The following is a 15,456-nucleotide window of genomic DNA, read 5'->3' on the forward strand; positions in this document are numbered from 1 at the left end:
GCCTCAGGCAGCAGAATGGCAGCCGGGTTCGGGCCGCGATGTGGTTTTATAGGTCAGGACAAATTCGTGGTGACCCAGATCCTCGGAGACGGTGGTCCCGCCCTTTGCCAGGCCGATCAGTTTCTCGAAGATCTCGTCCCCGACATCATCCAGGCTGGCCTCGCCGTGCAGGATACGGCCCGCGTTCACGTCCATGTCCCCCGCCATGCGGGCATAGGTCTGCGGGTTGGCGCAAACCTTGAGCACGGGGGAAATGGCAGAGCCCACGACGGACCCGCGCCCGGTGACAAAGATCACCGCATGCGCCCCGCAAGAAATCAGCTCGATGATCTCGGCGGTGTCGTTGATGTTGGGAAAGCCGAACTTCGGCGGCCCGTCCGGCACCACATCCAGCAGGTACAACCCCCCCGTCGCGGCCTGTTCCGCGGGGCGCAGGATACCGTTGATCTGGCTGTCGCCGGATTTGGCATAGGCACCCAGCGACTTTTCCTCGATCGTCGACAGACCGCCGGTGGCATTGCCCTGCGAGAACGAGCCATAGCCCATCGCCGCGTAATACCGCGCGGCCTTTTCGACCGTCGCGACCAAGGTGGTTTGCAGCTCGGGGGTCGCGGCGCGGGCGGCCATGATCCGCTCACATCCGATCAACTCGCCGGTTTCCTCGAAGATGCAGGTGGCACCGGCGGCGACCAGCCTGTCGAACGCGCGCCCGGCGGCGGGATTGCCCGCCAATCCCGATGTCGCGTCTGACCCGCCGCAGATCGTGCCGATCACCAGCTCGGACGGATCCATCGCCACCTTCGGCAGGGCGTCCAGTGCCGCCCGCTGCGCACGGACCCAGGCACTGCCCTCGGTGATTGCCGCCCGCGTCCCGCCGGCATCCTGAATGGTGATCAGGTTCACGGGCCGACCCGAGGCTTCGATCTGACGCACCAGGTCGCTCTTGCGAAAGTTCTCGCAGCCCAGCGACACGATCTGCACCGCCCCGACATTGGGATGGGTGCACAGCGCCGCCATCATGTCCTGTCCATAGCCGCTTGGAAAACAGCCGGAGAACCCGATGACCTGTGCGTCCTGATCCGCGCAATCCTGCGCGATCCGGGTGCAGACGTGGTGGGCGCATTCCACCGTGTAGGCAATCAGGATCGTGTTTCGGATGCCCTTGCGCCCGTCGCTGCGTTGCCAAGCCATCATTGTCCTGCGGCCTCCATATCCTCGATCACGGTATAACGACTGGTCAGGTTGTGCAGGTGCACGTGATCCCCGACCGCGATGTCGGTGGCGGCATACCCGATGGGGCAGCCGTATTTCAGAACATCCGCACCCGCCGGGATCGCCCGGATGGCGATCTTGTGGCCCATGACCAGATCGCAGGGCAGGACGATATCGCCGCCTGACGCGAGGGCGACCCGGTCGCCTGCACGCCCATCCGCCGCCAAAACGGCGACATTGTCGGACCGGTGCAGATGCAGAAGTTTCACCCTGTCTTTCGCAAGCTCTGGCACGCTGAATTCTCCCTATAATGTATTTCTTACAAAAAAAACAATTGACGGCAATGGCAAATGTTTTTTACGCATACTGTGCAGATTCCAGGGAGGGCGCGCTGCAGATGACACCCACGACCGACACCACGCTGCGGCCACCTGTGCTGGAAGCGCACGGTATTTCAAAGCATTACGGCGGCATCGTCGCCCTTGATCAGGTTGATCTGACCCTGCACGAGGGCGAGGTCCTGGCGGTGGTCGGCGACAATGGTGCGGGTAAGTCCACGCTGATCAAGGCCTTGACCGGCGCGATTTCCAAGACGTCCGGCGTCGTGAAATTCGACGGCATAGAGACGCAGATCGACACGCCAACCGACGCCAAGGCCGCAGGCATCGAGACAGTTTATCAGGACCTGGCCCTGGTCAACGAAATCTCTATCACCAAGAACGTCTTTCTGGGCCGGGAGATCCTGCGAGACGATTGGCTGGGCCGTTGGTTCGGCGTGCTCGACTTCAAGAAGATGGACGCCGAGATCCGCGCGCTCTTTGGCAAGCTCGACGTGCGGATCGCGGATATCTACCGCGAGGCGGAGGCGTTCTCCGGCGGTCAGCGACAGGCGGTCGCCCTGTCCAAGACGGTCATGTTCGGCAAACGCGTGGCCATCCTGGACGAGCCGACGGCCGCACTGGGTGTTCGCGAAAGCAAGATGGCGATGGATCTGGTCCGGTCTCTCAAGGATCACGGGCTGTCCGTCATTATGATCACCCACAACATGCAGCACGTGCTGAATTACTGCGACCGGGTGATGGTCTTGCGGTTGGGCAGGCTGGTGGCCGTGCGGGACGTCAAGGATGTCGACGGGGACGCCCTGGTCGGACTGATTACCGGTGCCTCGGGGGATGCGGCATGACCCAGACAGACAGCCAGGCCTCCGTGTCCAACCCAGGCGACACCGCCGGCACCCTTGCGGTGCTGCGCCACAGTTTCATGCAGATCTGGCAGGTGCTGGCCGCATTGGTGCTGATCTACGGGTTCTTTTTCGTGATGTCGGAGCCGTTCCGCAGCTTCGGCACACTGTTGTCGATCTTCGGGCAGGCCTCGATCCTTGCGATCCTTGCCTGCGGGACGACGATCGTCCTGATCTCGGGCGGGCTCGACCTGTCGGTCGGATCGATCTTTGCGGTCGTCGGCGTTGCGGTCGGGATCTTCATGGCCGAATGGGGCCTGCCGCCGGTCATGGCGGTGGGGCTGGGCCTGGCCATGGGGGCCGCCCTGGGGGCGCTCAACGGAACCATCCAGGTGCTGACGAAGGTCCCTGCCTTCATTGTCACGCTGGGCGGGCTGACCGCCTACAAGGGCCTGGCCGAGATTCTGGCAAGCGGGCGCGACCTGTCTCGGTTTCCCGATGGGTTCACCTTTCTGGGCACGGGCAACACGGTGCCGATGCTGATCATGTTCGGCGTGGCGATCCTGACCGGTCTGTTCCTGACGAAAACGCGCCTTGGAAGCCGGGCATTCGCCATCGGCGGCAACGAAGAAGTGGCGCGCCTGTCCGGCGTTCCCGTCGCCAAGAGCCGGATCTACTACTACATGCTGGGCGGGCTGCTGGCCGGGCTTGCCGCGATCGTCGAGGTCGCCAAGCTGAACTTTGCCATGCCCGCGCGCGGCCAAAGCTATGAGCTGTATGCCATCGCCGCCGTCGTCATTGGCGGGACCAGCATGTTCGGTGGACGCGGCGGGGTCGGCAAGACGCTGCTTGGCATGTTCATCATGCAAACCATTATCGTCGGCTTGTCCTACATGGGCGTCGGCACCTCATACCAGCGCATTGCAATCGGGGCGATCATCATTGTCGCCGTCTATTGGGATGTCTGGCGACGATCGGCGCGATGACACGGCGTCTCGTGCAGACAAAGGCCAAGTGCGGCCAGAACATCCATGGGAGGATCAAATGTCACTAAAATTGAAAACCGCTGTCCTGGCCACAGCCACCGCGATCGGCCTTGCCGGTGCCGCCTATGCGCAGGACATGCGTATCGCCTACACCGGCTATTCCACCGACAACACGTTCTGGATCGGGGTCGCGACAGCCGCAGGTGCCGAAGCCGAGGCGCAGGGCGTCGAGTTCATCGACATGACCGCCTCGTCGCCGGATTCCGCGGCCCAGAAGGACGCGGTCGATCGCGCCATCGACATGGGTGTCGACGGGATCATCATCGGGTCGGTCGACAACCGGGCCTTTGACGCGTCGCTCGACAACGCGGCCGCCAAGGGCATTCCGGTCGTGGCCGTCGACACGGGCATCGACCATCCCCACATCTCCAGCTTGGTGCAGACCGACAACCTGGCCGCCGCCGGGATCGCCGGCGCATACATCGTGGAACAACTGGCCGGTGAGGGCAGCGTTCTGATCCTGGGCGGATCCGCTGGCCACCAGACCGGCAACGCCCGCCGTGATGGTGTGCTGACCACAGCCGAGGCCGCGGGCCACGAGGTGATCTTCCAGATTTGCGACTGGCAGGATTCCTGCGCTTTCGAAACCACCACGAACTTCCTGCAGTCGAACCCCGACATCAAGGCGATCTTCTCGGCCTGGGATCCGGGCGCGCTGGCGGCGGTTTCGGCGGCCAAGGCCCTGGGCAAGCTCGACGATCTGGTGATCGTGGGCTTTGACGGGAACCCGGCCAACCTGGTCGCCATCGAAGAAGGCGAGCAGGACGCGACGATCAAGCAGGACAACACCCGGATGGGGCAGGAATCCGTCCGGAACCTGCTCAACATCATCAACGGGGCAGACGCCCCGGCCGTGGTGCCGATCGACGGCATCCTGATCACCGAGGCCAATGTGGCCGACTTCAAGTAACCACCCAATGCGGCAGGCGGGGTCCTGACCCTGCCTGCCGTCGCCAACGGATACGTCATGCACGCGCTTGTCATCGACAAAATCGGCCACACGGCCTTTCACCATACCGAAGATCTTTCGCCTGGGCCGGGTGAGGTTCTGCTGGATGTCGCCTTTGTGGGCCTGTGCGGCAGTGATCTGAACACCTTTCAGGGATTGAACCCGCTGGTCCGGCTGCCACGCATCCCCGGCCACGAGATCGGCGGCCGCATCGCCGCCTGCGGGCCGGATGTCGGGCCGGAATATACGGTTGGACAGGGCGCGATCGTCATTCCCTACACGACCTGCGGCACTTGTACCGCCTGCCGCAAGGGCCGGGCCAACGCCTGTCAGCACAACAAGACCCTGGGCGTGCAACAGGACGGCGCGTTGCGCCCACAGATCGTCCTGAAAACCGACCGCCTCATTCTGAACGACACGCTTTCGCTGCGCGACATGGCACTGGTTGAACCGCTTTCGGTCGGGTTCCACGCTGCTGCCCGCGCCAATGTCAGTGCCACGGACACCGTCTTGGTCCTGGGTGGCGGCATGATCGGGGTCGGCGCGATCCTGGGGGCACAGGCCAGGGGCGCGCGCGTCATCGTCAGCGAGCCTTCTGCGCAGAAAGCCAGGACCTTGCGCGACCTTGGGGTCGAGGCGGTCTTGTCGCCCGTCGCGGGGGATCTGGCAAAAGACCTGGCCGCGCTGACGAATGGCGAGGGCCCGGATGTCATCATCGAAGCAGTCGGATCCCCGGACACGTTCCGGGCAGCGGTCGACCTCGCCCCATTTGCGGGACGCATCGTCTATGTCGGCTACGCCAAGACCGAAGTCAGCTATGACACCAAGCTGTTCAATCTCAAGGAGCTCGACATCTTCGGATCACGCAACGCCGTGCGCGAAGATTTCGAGGCGGTCATCGCGTTTCTTCAGGCTTCCCCGGCCATCGCGGACGAATTGATCACGCGGGTCCTGCCCTGGCGCGACGCGGAGCAGGCCTTTGACCACTGGCGCAACAACCGCGACGCGGTTTTCAAAATCATGATCGAAATGGACCCGGACACATGAGCCTGCAAGAAATCTATGGTCTGGACGGCAAGCGCGCGCTGGTCACCGGCGGAGGCACCGGCATCGGCAAGGCCATCGCCACCTGCCTCGCTCAGTCCGGGGCCAAGGTCGTGATCGCGGGCCGTCGCCGCGACGTTCTGGAAGAGGCGGCGGCCGAGATCGGTGCCGGTTGCGAGATTGCCCTGCTCGACATCACGAGAACCGAGGACATCGCCGCCTTTGAACAGGCTTTGGGGCCCATCGACATCCTGATCAACAACGCAGGCAACACGCTCAAGAAACCCTTCGAAGACCAGACGATGGACGATTTCGACCGGGTCTTCGACGTTCATGTGCGCGGCGCGCTGGAGCTGAGCCGGTGCGTGATCCGCCGGATGCTTGCGGAACAAAGGACGGGCAGCATTCAGTTTCTGTCGTCGATGACCGCCTATATCGGGCAACCGATGGTCGCGGGCTATACGATTTCCAAGACCGCCATCAACGGCGTGGTGCGCGGCCTGTCAGCGGAATTCGCGGCGCGCGGCATCCGCGTGAACGGCGTGGCCCCGGGTTGGATCGATACCGACATCTTCCGCACGGCGACCAAGGGCGACCCGGCGCGACGGGACAAGATCCTGGGCCGCATCCCCATGGGCCATCTTGGCCAGCCCGAAGATATTGGCTGGTGCTGCGCCTTTCTGGCCGCACCAGCAGCACGCTACGTCACCGGTCAGGTTGTCCTGGTCGATGGTGGCGGCGCGACAGGTTTTTGAAAGGACTACGACATGGCGCTTGATTTCAACCTGATCCGCGAGACGCTGTTCACTGCAGTGATTGGCGACGTCCTCGATCAGATGGGCCACCGACATCAGTTTCTGCCCCCCGGTCTTGCCCCGCTGACGGCAGGCACGCGGATCGTGGGACGGGCCATGCCGGTGCTGGAAACCGCCAGCACAGATGGTCCGGGTGCCGGCCCCCTGTCGGACCGGCCCTTCGGCCTGATGTTCGAAGCCCTGGACGACCTGAAACAGGACGAGATTTACATCACGACCGGAACCGCGTTGCAGTGCGCGCTCTGGGGGGGGTTGATGTCGACGCGGGCGCAGTACCTGAAGGCTGCGGGCGCGATCCTCGACGGCTACGTGCGGGACACGTCGGACATCCGGCGGCTGGGTTTTCCCGTCTTTTCGCGCGGGGCCTATGCCCAGGATCAAGGGGTGCGAGGCAAGGTCATCGACTATCGCATGCCGTTGCAGATCGGGCAGGTCCGTATTGCCAATGGCGACCTGATCGTGGCCGACGACGAAGGCGTCCTGATCGTCCCGCACGCCATCGAATCCGAGGTCATCGCCGCGGCGCAGGAAAAGGTCGCGACCGAAAACCTGGTTGGCACCGCCATCAAGGGCGGTATGAGCACGCAGGAGGCCTTTGATACCTTCGGCGTCATGTAGTAGGGCAAGGCGAAATGGCAGAAGTCCCGAATGTCGCGTAGCAGCAGCACCTTCAAGGAAGGCTACAACCGCGCCCTCGACATGATTGGCTCGGGCGGGGTCGACTGGGAACTGCCGACCGAAGTCGCCCTTGCCAAGAAATGGTCGGTCAGCCGAACCACCGTTCGCAGCATTCTGCAGGGGTTGCAGGACGTCGGGATCATCACCTGGTCCGGACGGTCCAAGACGGTCCTGCGCAAGCCGCGCAAGGCGGAATACTTTCCGGCGGACGAAACGGAATCGGTCGCCGAAAAGCTGCCTTCGCTGTTCATGGAACATATCTTTGCGGGCGAATTGACGCCCGGCACGACCCTGCGCGAAACCGAACTGGCCAAGGCATTTGGCGTCAGTTCGACAGCCGTGCGCGAATTCCTGATCCGGTTTTCCCGCTTTGGCCTGATCGAGAAGAAACCCAATCGCCACTGGGTGCTGAACGGGTTCACCCGCGACTTCGCCGAGGAATTGTTTGCGGTGCGTGCGATGTTCGAACGCACTGCCTTTGCCGCGTTTCTGGCCGCAGGCAAAGACACCCACCAACGCGTCATCGACCTGCGCGAAGAACACGAAATGATCCTGGCCGATATTACCCGGAACTATGTCCTGTTTCCGCGGCTCGACGAAAAATTCCACCGGACCTGGATCGACGCCTTCGGCAATCGGTTCGTCCGGGACTTCTTCGAGCTGATCTCGCTGGTATTTCATTATCACTATCGCTGGAACAAACGAGACGAGCTGGAACGCAATCACCACGCGGTGATCCAGCATCTCGCCATCATCTCGGCCCTGGAAGCGGGTGACGCGGACGCGGCTGATCGGGCAATGAACCTGCACCTGACCCACGCCCGCGAAACGCTGTTGTCTTCGGCCACCTGGGATGGGTCGACATAGCGCTGCCTGAATCCGGTCGCCGGCCCACGGCCCGTGCGGGCCGTGTCTTCGGGGGCGGATGGGCATACTGCCAGTCTCGAAACTTGCGGTCGCGTGTCTCGAACGCAGGTCCCGCGCACCCTCCGCGTCGATGACCTTATCTGTGAGGCTAGGGCCGAGGGCTGGTGATCCGATGCACCAGTGAGAGAACGGCACGCGTTCTCTGCTGGGACTCTGATATCTTGTCAGATGCGGCGAGCGACATCCGTGCGAAATCGGTTGGGCCGGACGGTCGCACCGGGATTGATCTTGGTTAGCCTGCCTTGGTCATATCCAGAATAATCATTTAATGACCGAACCTTAGAGAGGATCGATAGTTTCAGCGTGAAAGATGCGTGGGAACCCGATGCCCCGGATCGGTGTTCTTGTTTCGATATAGCCGCGTGATCCGACATCGACACGCGACCCGACGCAATGGAGACACCGATGACACGCCAGAAAACGACGGGGGCCGATCCAAGCTCCAATACGCCAGACATTGATCTCGACCGTGCCAAGGAGCCGCTGGAAACCGGCAAGGCCAAGGCCGAAGCCACCGGTGAGGCCGTGAAGCGCCGCGCCGAGACGTTGAAGGATCGCGCCGGAGAGAAACTGCGCGAGACCGCCGAAGCCGCCACCGACAGCGCCAGGGAGAAGGTCGACGCCAAGACGGCCGAGGTTCGCAATTCCATGGCGGACACCGTCGATGGCGCGGCCAGCACGCTTTATGAGGCCGCCGAACGGATGACCGACGGCTCGCCCCAGGCCGAAGCCGTGGACCGTGCCGCAGACTACGTGGCCGGGGCCGCCGCCGAGATCCGCAACAAGGATATCGCCAGCCTGGGAGAGGACGTCGCAGGCTTTGCGCGCCGTCACCCGGGCGCATTCGTGGCCGCGGCCGCCCTGGCGGGTTTCGCCGCGGGCCGTTTTCTCAAGGCAAGTGCCCGCGAAGTGCCACCGGCCTATCCATCCACCGGCTACCATCCACCTGCGCCCCGTCCGACGACGATGCCGACTGCGGCGTCGACATCTGATGTGACACCGCATCACGTCCCCCCCGCCGCCCCGGCACCGACCGGAGGGGCCTGATCATGGCTGTTACCAGCGAACGACCGCCGCAGGACAACTCGGCGATCCAGAACGCGCTGCTGCATTTGCACCGCCTGTTCCGCAAGGAAATGGAGCTGATGAAGGCCGAGGTCTCTGACCGGATCAGCCGCGCCGCCATCGGCGTCGCCATGATCGCCGTCGCAGGCATCCTGGCGCTGATCGGGCTGAACGTTCTGGCCGGGGCCGTTGTCGCGCTGCTGGTCGAATTGGGCATGACCGCCGGCTGGGCCTCTTTGACGGTGGCCGCCGTGACCCTTTTGATTGCCGTGGGGCTCGTGCTTCGTGGCCTGAATATCCTGAAAACCACCAGCCTCGCGCCGCGCAACACCCTCAATGCGCTGGAACGCGACGCCGAAATCCTGAAGGAGACGATCCGTGACGCATGATAGCCGCACAGACCTCGAAGCCGATATCGCCAAGGAACGTAACGCCCTCGCCGACAGCCTGTCGGAGCTGACCTCCGCCTTTTCGCCGGAGCGTCTCGTGTCCTCCGTGGGTGACACGCTGAAGAACCAGAGCGACCATCTGGCGGAAACTGTCGTGACAGGTGCCAGGGAAAACCCGGCCGCCGTTGCGCTGGTCGGGGCCGGGCTGGCCTGGCTGCTGCTGGGCAAGAAGGACGAAAAGACACCTGCGCAGGCCGCCTATGATCCAACGGGTCGCCCGACCGTCGGCGGGTTCAATCCCGATGCCGACACGTCGGATTTCAAAGCGCGCGTTGCTGCCGCAGAGGCCGCGATGCACGGGCACACCGCCCGGACCCAATCGGGCATCGAACAGGCGAAATCCTACGTCCAGAGCAGCGCGGCCCAGATGCGCGCAACACTGTACGACGGGACGTCGCAACTGAGCGATGCGGCCCGTGCACGTGTTGTTCAGGCCCGCGAGAAGGCCATGCTTCTTCAGGAAGAGGCCGAACGCCGCGTGGCGCAAGGGGCACAATCCGGCAGATCGTTCTATGACAAGAACCCGCTGCTGGTCGGGGCTGGCATCGCCGCTGTCGGCGCGCTGGTCGCAGCCAGCCTGCCGCGCACGCGGACCGAAGACGCGGCCTTTGGCGCGCAACGCGATGCCCTGATGGCAGAAGCCGACCGCGCCCTGCAAGAAGAACTGTCGCGTGCCAAGCTGATGGCCGAAGGGGCGTTCGAGGAAGCGACGCGCATAGCCCGGGACGCCGTTGCCGACATTCCCGCGGGCGAAGAGGCCGTGGACATGGCTGAAGCCAAGGTCCGCGCAATGGGCGAACGGGTTGCCGACGGCGCGCACCGCGCGGCCAAGACCCACTGACCGGAACCGCCACACGGCGAAAGGGGCGATGCCATTCTGGCGTCGCCCCTTTTTTCGTGTCGTCCGGTCGTTCTGTCTGGTCTACATTTCTTCAGTCGGCCCGATCGTGCGGGTCGCCATCCTTGGCCAGGCTCGATTTGGGCGCCTTTGGATCGGCTTTGCGATCCCGGGTCGCCCGACGGCTGGTCAGGGCAAAAATGATAGCAGCCGCGAAAGACAGGGCGACAAGACCAATGAGCAGGATCTCGATGGACATAGCGTCTCCTTTCGTGTTGCGAGTCAGGGACACAACCCGTCCGGGGCCTGCGGGTTCCTGACTTGGGCCCGACGCTTTGTCGCAGGCAGTCACGAAGGACTCGCCCCTGCGGAGGACACCGATGACAGTCGACCGACAGACCCGAATTGCCGTCACGTTGCTGGCAGTCATCGCCACGCTGGCCGTGCTGCGCGAGGCCTCGGCCCTGTTCGCGCCCGTGGTTCTGGCCCTGGTGATCGGTGTCGTCCTGTCGCCGCTGGCCCGGCGGATCGACCGGTTGGGTGCCCCCGCCGCCCTGAGTGCATTTCTGACATTGGCGATCATGTTGGGCATGTTGGCGGGGCTCGCCGTTCTGATCGAACCGGTCATCAGCAGTCTGGTGCGACGGGCCCCCGTCATCTGGCTGGAGATCCGGGAAACCATCGCTGACCTGCGCGGCGCGATCACGGGTCTGGACCGCGTCAGCGAAAGCGTGTCGGAGGCTCTGGCCGTTCCGGGCACAGCGCGCGCCACAGACGACGGGGTGGAAATCCCGTCGCTGCGCGATGCCTTGCTGCTGGCCCCGAACCTGGCGGCCTGGCTTCTGCTCCTGATCGGAACGCTCTATTTCTTCCTGCTGTCCCGCCGCGACGTCTATGCTTGGGTCACGACGACCGACCTGGCGATCACCATTGGCGACATGCTGGAGGCAGAGCGCGAAGTCTCCCGCTATTTTCTGACGATCACCTGTATCAATGCCGTGTTCGGAATTGTCGTGACACTGGCGCTTTGGCTGATCGGCATGCCGTTTGCCGCGCTCTGGGGGTTCATCGCGTTTCTGGCGAATTTCATCCTGTACCTCGGCCCTGCGATCTTTGCCGTTTCCTTGCTGGTCGGCGGTGTCGTGGCCTTTGATGGCCTCGTCAGCTTTCTGCCCGCCGCGGTTTTCGTGGGACTGAACCTGACCGAAGGTCAGTTCGTCACACCGGGGCTGGTCGGCCGGCAGATGTCGGTGAACCCGTTGCTGGTGTTTCTGTCGCTGGTGTTCTGGTTGTGGCTTTGGGGTCCGATCGGCGGCATCATTGCGATCCCGTTGCTGGTCTGGATCCTGGTCATCCAGGGCCGCCACAAGAAGGCGCTGGCCAGCGCCCCCTCGGCACCGGATCAGTAATCCTCGGGTTCCTGCGAAAACTCGTCCACGCGGAAAACCACCTCGGTCCGGTGATGCGTCTCGGAGGTATCGATTTCCATCTGGCTGCCCAACTGCGCGGCAAAGGCCCGGATCAGTTGAGATCCTAGACCCGTGCGTGTGGTTTCATCGGCTGCCGGTGCCTGCGGATTGACGGAATTCTCGCAGACGAAACGCGCGACGCCCGGCTCTTCCATCCGGAAGGACGCGTGGATGTAGGGCGTCTCTCCCTGAGGTGCACCCACATTCTTCAGGGCGTTCGTCCCCAACTCCGACGCCAGAAGCGACAGCGGGACGGCCTGATCGGGAAACAGGATCACCTCATCAAAGTCAGAGGTGAACGTCACCTCCTGCCCGCCATCCCGTCCGGTCTTGATCAACTGGTGAAACAGCTCGGACAAAAGCCGACCGGCGTTCGAGCGGCTGAGGTTTTCCGCCTGGTAGAGGTTGCGGTGGACAGTGGCGAGGCCCAGCACACGGTCCTGAAGGCGGCGCAGCACGCTGACCGTTTCCGGCTGTTCCGCCGCGCGGATCTGCATGTTCATGATCGACGAAATCAGCTGCAGGTTGTTCTTTACCCTGTGGTGGATTTCCTTGAGCAGGACGTTCTTCTCGCGCAGCGCATCCTCCATCCGTGCCTCGTCATTGCTGAGGTCCAGCGCCATGTCCGAAAAGCTCTGTTCCAGCTCCAGCAGTTCGGAGGACAGCGCCCCCCGCCGGGACGGTTGCGGCAGGAATCTGCGGCTTGCGAAATTTCGCATCTTGTGGCGCAGGTCGGACACATGCCGAACGACCAGCCGGTCTACGGCGAAATACGCGACGCCGATGCTGGCCAGAAACATCAGCAGCGGCGGCAGCAGCGGCGGGATCAGAACCCCCGCAAGCGAACCACCGCGCAGCCGCTCGGGCCAGGCAGCGATGGCATAGACCACTTCGGGGATGATCGGAACGACGGCAAAGGTTTGCATCTCGCCGAACTGATCCTCGGCGTTGAAGGTGCGTTCCCGATCGTCGGCCAGATTGATCAAGGCGCGGTTGTCGGGCCACAACGGCTCGTCCGCGTTAAGCAGATTTTCCTGCAACAGCACGTCGCCCTCTTCGTTGAAGATAATCAGGCTTGACGGGCCATCTTCTCCTTCGGCGACGGGAACACTGGATTGCTGAGCCTGCGCCAGGGAGATCGAGAGCACGACATACCCCTGCATCACCTCTGCCTCGTCAAAGGTCGGAAGGGTGACGACGATCACCGGCTCCCGGCTGACGCGGGGGGTTTGCAGGACGTCCACGCCCAGACGCGGATCGGCTATCCGCTCGAGCGTGCTCGGGTCTTCGGAAAAGTCGACGGTCTCTCCCGCGGAGGAGCATTCCATCACGCCGTCTACAGGCAGGAATCCCACAAAGGTAACATGCTCTGCCGTCTCAAGGTATTCCTCGAGGTAGGCGCGGCATTCGTCCGAATCCTTGCGCAACAGGTGAAGCACACCGGAAAGCGCATCAGCCGCGCCAAGCGACCGTTCCAGGACCTGCCGCTTTCCAAAGGCCGCGGTCTTGGTCTGGTTGAGCAAGGTCAGCGACGTACGGTTGGACACCTCTTCGGCCAGCTCACCGGTCTGGAACATCGTGACCAGTCCAATAGGCAAGAGTGACAGCGCCAGAAGCGCTGCCACCCGAAAGCGGAGCCCGCGAAAAAACGACCTTCCGCCTTGTGCGTCGTCAGACGCAGTTGTCATCAGAACGCACCGCTCCCATTGGCCGCGACGACCGCGATTGTGGCATTGTCGGTCATCTCGACGGCTTCGTCTTCGTTCAGATGCATCAGTTCCGCCAGACGTTTGCGCCCCCGGTTGGCGCGGCTTTTGATGGTGCCCACGGCGACGCCACAGGTCTCGGCTGCTTCCTCGTAGGAAAAACCGGACGCGCCGACAAGGATCAGTGTTTCGCGTTGTTCGTCAGGCAGCTTTTCGAACGCCTTCCAGAAATCATCCAACTGCAGCCGCCCGTCATGGGCCGGCTTTTCCGCAAGACTGCCGGTATGGATGCCGTCCACGTCCGCGACTTCGCGCTTCACCTTGCGCCGGCTGGAATAATAGGTGTTGCGTAGAATGGTGAACAGCCAGGCACGCATGTTGGTACCGACCGTGAATTTCTCGATGTTGGTCCAGGCTTTGACCAAGGTGTCCTGCACCATGTCATCGGCCGTGGCCCCGTTGCGCGTCAACGACAGCGCAAAGGCCCGGAGCGCCGGCAAATGATCCACGAGTTCGTCCCTGGGATCACTTGGCGGCTCAGTCGGCGCGGCCTTTTTCATTCGGACGCTCCCTCATCGCCAGAGCTGTCTTGCTGGCGCAATTGGTTCAGAAGGTCCGTGAACCGATCGGGGATGTCTTCGCCTTCCTTCTCACGGAAGACTCGCCGAAGGTTTTCGTCGATTTGTTGCGCCGTGCGCGCGTTGGGCGGCTTGCCGGTCATGTGTGCGAGAGACCTTTAAAACATGAATGCGTACTTTCTTGGGAACCCAACGCGAAGTCACACGTTGGGTTCCCGAGAAAATTGACGTTCAGGTAGAAAAATAAATGACCACTGAGACCACGGCACAGGATCTGACCGCACAGATCGCTGCCAACCTCCCCTTCCTGCGCCGCTATGCGCGCGCCCTGACGGGTTCTCAGGCCAGCGGCGATCAATACGCCGTGGCCACACTGGAGGCCATTCTGGCTGATCGCAGCGCCATCGCCGAAGGCATGCCGCTGAAGACAGGATTGTTCAGGGTCCTGCATACGATCTGGCAGGGCACCAAGGTGATGCCAGACGCATCGGATGCCGACTTTCTCGAAGGGGCTGCGCAAAAGCACATGGCCCGGCTGACCGATGACACGCGCGAGGCGCTCTTGCTGCACACCATCGAAGAATTCCCGTTCGAGGACGTGGCGTTGATCATGCAGATCGAGCCGACCGAGGCGAAGCAGCTGGTCGACATCGCCCACAACGAAATGGCCGAGAGCATCGCGGGACGCGTCCTGATCATCGAAGACGAGCCCGTCATCGCGATGGATCTGGAAAACCTCGTGTCCGAACTGGGCCATCAAATCACCGGCGTCGCGCGTACCCGCACCGAGGCCGTGGAAATCGGCGGCAAGGAACGGCCCGACCTGATCCTGGCCGATATTCGCCTGGCCGACAGCTCGTCTGGGATCGATGCCGTCAACGATTTGCTGGCCGAATTCGGGGACCTTCCGGTGATCTTCATCACCGCCTACCCGGAACGTCTGCTGACCGGCGACCGCCCGGAACCGGCTTTCCTGATCTCCAAGCCCTACAAGGAAGACCAGGTCCGTTCCGCTGTCAGCCAGGCGATGTTCTTTTCGACCACCGCGATATTGAACGCCTGATACGCGCGCCCCAGGCCGCTAACGGACGGCCGTTAGCGGCTTGCGCTGCAACCAGTCCTGCAACACCTCGGCGACGGATTCGTTGGTGAAGGGCATTCGGACGATCCGCTCCCATGGGGTGCGGGTGTCGCAATCTTCGGATTCGTCGATCCGCCCGACCGCGATCTGACGGTCGATCAGCCCCCCGATATCCTGCGGTTGCAGGGGGCCGTCGCCGCCGAAAAAGACGGCATAGGTCGTGCGGTCGAACGCCAGGCGGCGTGTTGCTTCGTCGAACGTCGTTGCATGGCCGACCTCCGCCTCGGGGACGACCGTGCGAATGATCTCGCGCAGGTCGTCGGCCACGAACAGGTCAGCGTGCACGACAAGGAAAAAAGGTTTCATCGGCGTGCTTCCATTTGGATGTCGCGCTTATGGAACCATATCGCGGGTGCCGC

At 63.0% G+C, this 15,456-nt stretch carries 19 protein-coding genes; 12 read left to right on the forward strand and 7 right to left on the reverse strand.

The genetic code is table 11. The features are described from left to right. Nucleotides 1–3: 3 nt before the first annotated feature. Both K3551_RS01675 and K3551_RS01680 read right to left on the reverse strand, forming a co-directional pair. On the reverse strand, nucleotides 4–1,194 hold the full coding sequence (locus K3551_RS01675) for a UxaA family hydrolase (RefSeq protein WP_259917160.1): 1,191 nt from the start codon (nucleotides 1,192–1,194) through the stop codon (nucleotides 4–6). Then, nucleotides 1,191–1,481, reverse strand: a complete 291-nt coding sequence (locus K3551_RS01680) for a UxaA family hydrolase (RefSeq protein WP_259917162.1) — start codon at nucleotides 1,479–1,481, stop codon at nucleotides 1,191–1,193. Before K3551_RS01680 ends, K3551_RS01675 begins: the two co-directional genes overlap by 4 nt. 128 nt (nucleotides 1,482–1,609) lie before the next feature. Between K3551_RS01680 and K3551_RS01685 the strand changes: the two genes are divergently transcribed. The 10 genes from K3551_RS01685 to K3551_RS01730 all read left to right on the forward strand — a co-directional run bounded on the left by K3551_RS01685 (nucleotide 1,610) and on the right by K3551_RS01730 (nucleotide 10,206). Beyond that, nucleotides 1,610–2,395 (forward strand): ATP-binding cassette domain-containing protein, encoded by a 786-nt coding sequence (locus K3551_RS01685; protein WP_259917163.1) that lies wholly within the window; start codon nucleotides 1,610–1,612, stop codon nucleotides 2,393–2,395. After that, nucleotides 2,392–3,378 (forward strand): ABC transporter permease, encoded by a 987-nt coding sequence (locus K3551_RS01690; protein ID WP_259917164.1) that lies wholly within the window; start codon nucleotides 2,392–2,394, stop codon nucleotides 3,376–3,378. The genes K3551_RS01685 and K3551_RS01690 overlap by 4 nt, the downstream gene beginning before the upstream one ends. Before the next feature lie 58 nt (nucleotides 3,379–3,436). Further along, a complete protein-coding gene (locus K3551_RS01695) occupies nucleotides 3,437–4,348 on the forward strand; it encodes a sugar ABC transporter substrate-binding protein (protein WP_259917165.1) in 912 nt (303 codons plus the stop codon). A gap of 57 nt (nucleotides 4,349–4,405) precedes the next feature. Beyond that, the gene (locus tag K3551_RS01700) at nucleotides 4,406–5,434 is read left to right on the forward strand and encodes a zinc-binding alcohol dehydrogenase family protein (protein ID WP_259917166.1); all 1,029 of its coding nucleotides are present in this window, start codon (nucleotides 4,406–4,408) and stop codon (nucleotides 5,432–5,434) included. Next, on the forward strand, nucleotides 5,431–6,186 hold the full coding sequence (locus K3551_RS01705; RefSeq protein WP_259917167.1) for an SDR family NAD(P)-dependent oxidoreductase: 756 nt from the start codon (nucleotides 5,431–5,433) through the stop codon (nucleotides 6,184–6,186). The genes K3551_RS01700 and K3551_RS01705 overlap by 4 nt, the downstream gene beginning before the upstream one ends. A 12-nt stretch (nucleotides 6,187–6,198) precedes the next feature. Further along, a complete protein-coding gene (locus tag K3551_RS01710) occupies nucleotides 6,199–6,864 on the forward strand; it encodes an RraA family protein (protein WP_259917168.1) in 666 nt (221 codons plus the stop codon). Nucleotides 6,865–6,894: 30 nt separating this feature from the next. Further along, entirely contained in the window at nucleotides 6,895–7,791 is an 897-nt protein-coding gene (locus tag K3551_RS01715) for a GntR family transcriptional regulator (protein WP_259917169.1), read from the forward strand. A 465-nt stretch (nucleotides 7,792–8,256) separates the two neighbouring features. Beyond that, nucleotides 8,257–8,898 carry a hypothetical protein gene (locus tag K3551_RS01720; protein WP_259917171.1) on the forward strand — a complete coding sequence of 214 codons (642 nt, stop codon included), beginning with the start codon at nucleotides 8,257–8,259 and terminating at the stop codon, nucleotides 8,896–8,898. A gap of 2 nt (nucleotides 8,899–8,900) precedes the next feature. Next, nucleotides 8,901–9,305, forward strand: coding sequence for a phage holin family protein (locus tag K3551_RS01725; RefSeq protein WP_259917172.1), 405 nt, complete (start codon nucleotides 8,901–8,903; stop codon nucleotides 9,303–9,305). Beyond that, nucleotides 9,295–10,206, forward strand: coding sequence for a DUF3618 domain-containing protein (locus K3551_RS01730; protein WP_259917173.1), 912 nt, complete (start codon nucleotides 9,295–9,297; stop codon nucleotides 10,204–10,206). Before K3551_RS01725 ends, K3551_RS01730 begins: the two co-directional genes overlap by 11 nt. A 91-nt stretch (nucleotides 10,207–10,297) precedes the next feature. Here K3551_RS01730 and K3551_RS01735 read toward each other — a convergent pair whose 3' ends face one another. Continuing rightward, complete coding sequence (locus K3551_RS01735; protein ID WP_259917174.1) at nucleotides 10,298–10,462, reverse strand: hypothetical protein; 165 nt, start codon at nucleotides 10,460–10,462, stop codon at nucleotides 10,298–10,300. Nucleotides 10,463–10,583: 121 nt separating this feature from the next. Between K3551_RS01735 and K3551_RS01740 the strand changes: the two genes are divergently transcribed. Beyond that, nucleotides 10,584–11,612: an AI-2E family transporter gene (locus K3551_RS01740; RefSeq protein ID WP_259917175.1), complete on the forward strand. Its 1,029-nt coding sequence runs from the start codon at nucleotides 10,584–10,586 to the stop codon at nucleotides 11,610–11,612. Here the strand turns inward: K3551_RS01740 and K3551_RS01745 are convergent. The 3 genes from K3551_RS01745 to K3551_RS01755 form a co-directional block, all read right to left on the reverse strand. Next, on the reverse strand, nucleotides 11,606–13,249 hold the full coding sequence (locus tag K3551_RS01745) for a sensor histidine kinase (RefSeq protein ID WP_259917176.1): 1,644 nt from the start codon (nucleotides 13,247–13,249) through the stop codon (nucleotides 11,606–11,608). The genes K3551_RS01740 and K3551_RS01745 overlap by 7 nt on opposite strands. 110 nt (nucleotides 13,250–13,359) lie before the next feature. Next, nucleotides 13,360–13,938, reverse strand: coding sequence for an RNA polymerase sigma factor (locus K3551_RS01750; protein ID WP_259917177.1), 579 nt, complete (start codon nucleotides 13,936–13,938; stop codon nucleotides 13,360–13,362). Then, nucleotides 13,935–14,099: a NepR family anti-sigma factor gene (locus K3551_RS01755; RefSeq protein WP_259917178.1), complete on the reverse strand. Its 165-nt coding sequence runs from the start codon at nucleotides 14,097–14,099 to the stop codon at nucleotides 13,935–13,937. Before K3551_RS01755 ends, K3551_RS01750 begins: the two co-directional genes overlap by 4 nt. A 104-nt stretch (nucleotides 14,100–14,203) precedes the next feature. On the opposite strand from K3551_RS01755, the gene K3551_RS01760 reads away from it, so the two are divergent. Continuing rightward, nucleotides 14,204–15,019, forward strand: coding sequence for a response regulator (locus K3551_RS01760; RefSeq protein WP_259917179.1), 816 nt, complete (start codon nucleotides 14,204–14,206; stop codon nucleotides 15,017–15,019). Between the two features lie 18 nt (nucleotides 15,020–15,037). On the opposite strand, the gene K3551_RS01765 is transcribed toward K3551_RS01760, so the two are convergent. Further along, nucleotides 15,038–15,403 (reverse strand): hypothetical protein, encoded by a 366-nt coding sequence (locus tag K3551_RS01765; protein ID WP_259917180.1) that lies wholly within the window; start codon nucleotides 15,401–15,403, stop codon nucleotides 15,038–15,040. Between the last annotated feature and the right edge of the window lie 53 nt (nucleotides 15,404–15,456).

This window comes from Jannaschia sp. M317, assembly GCF_025141175.1.
Classification (GTDB): Bacteria; Pseudomonadota; Alphaproteobacteria; order Rhodobacterales; family Rhodobacteraceae; genus Jannaschia.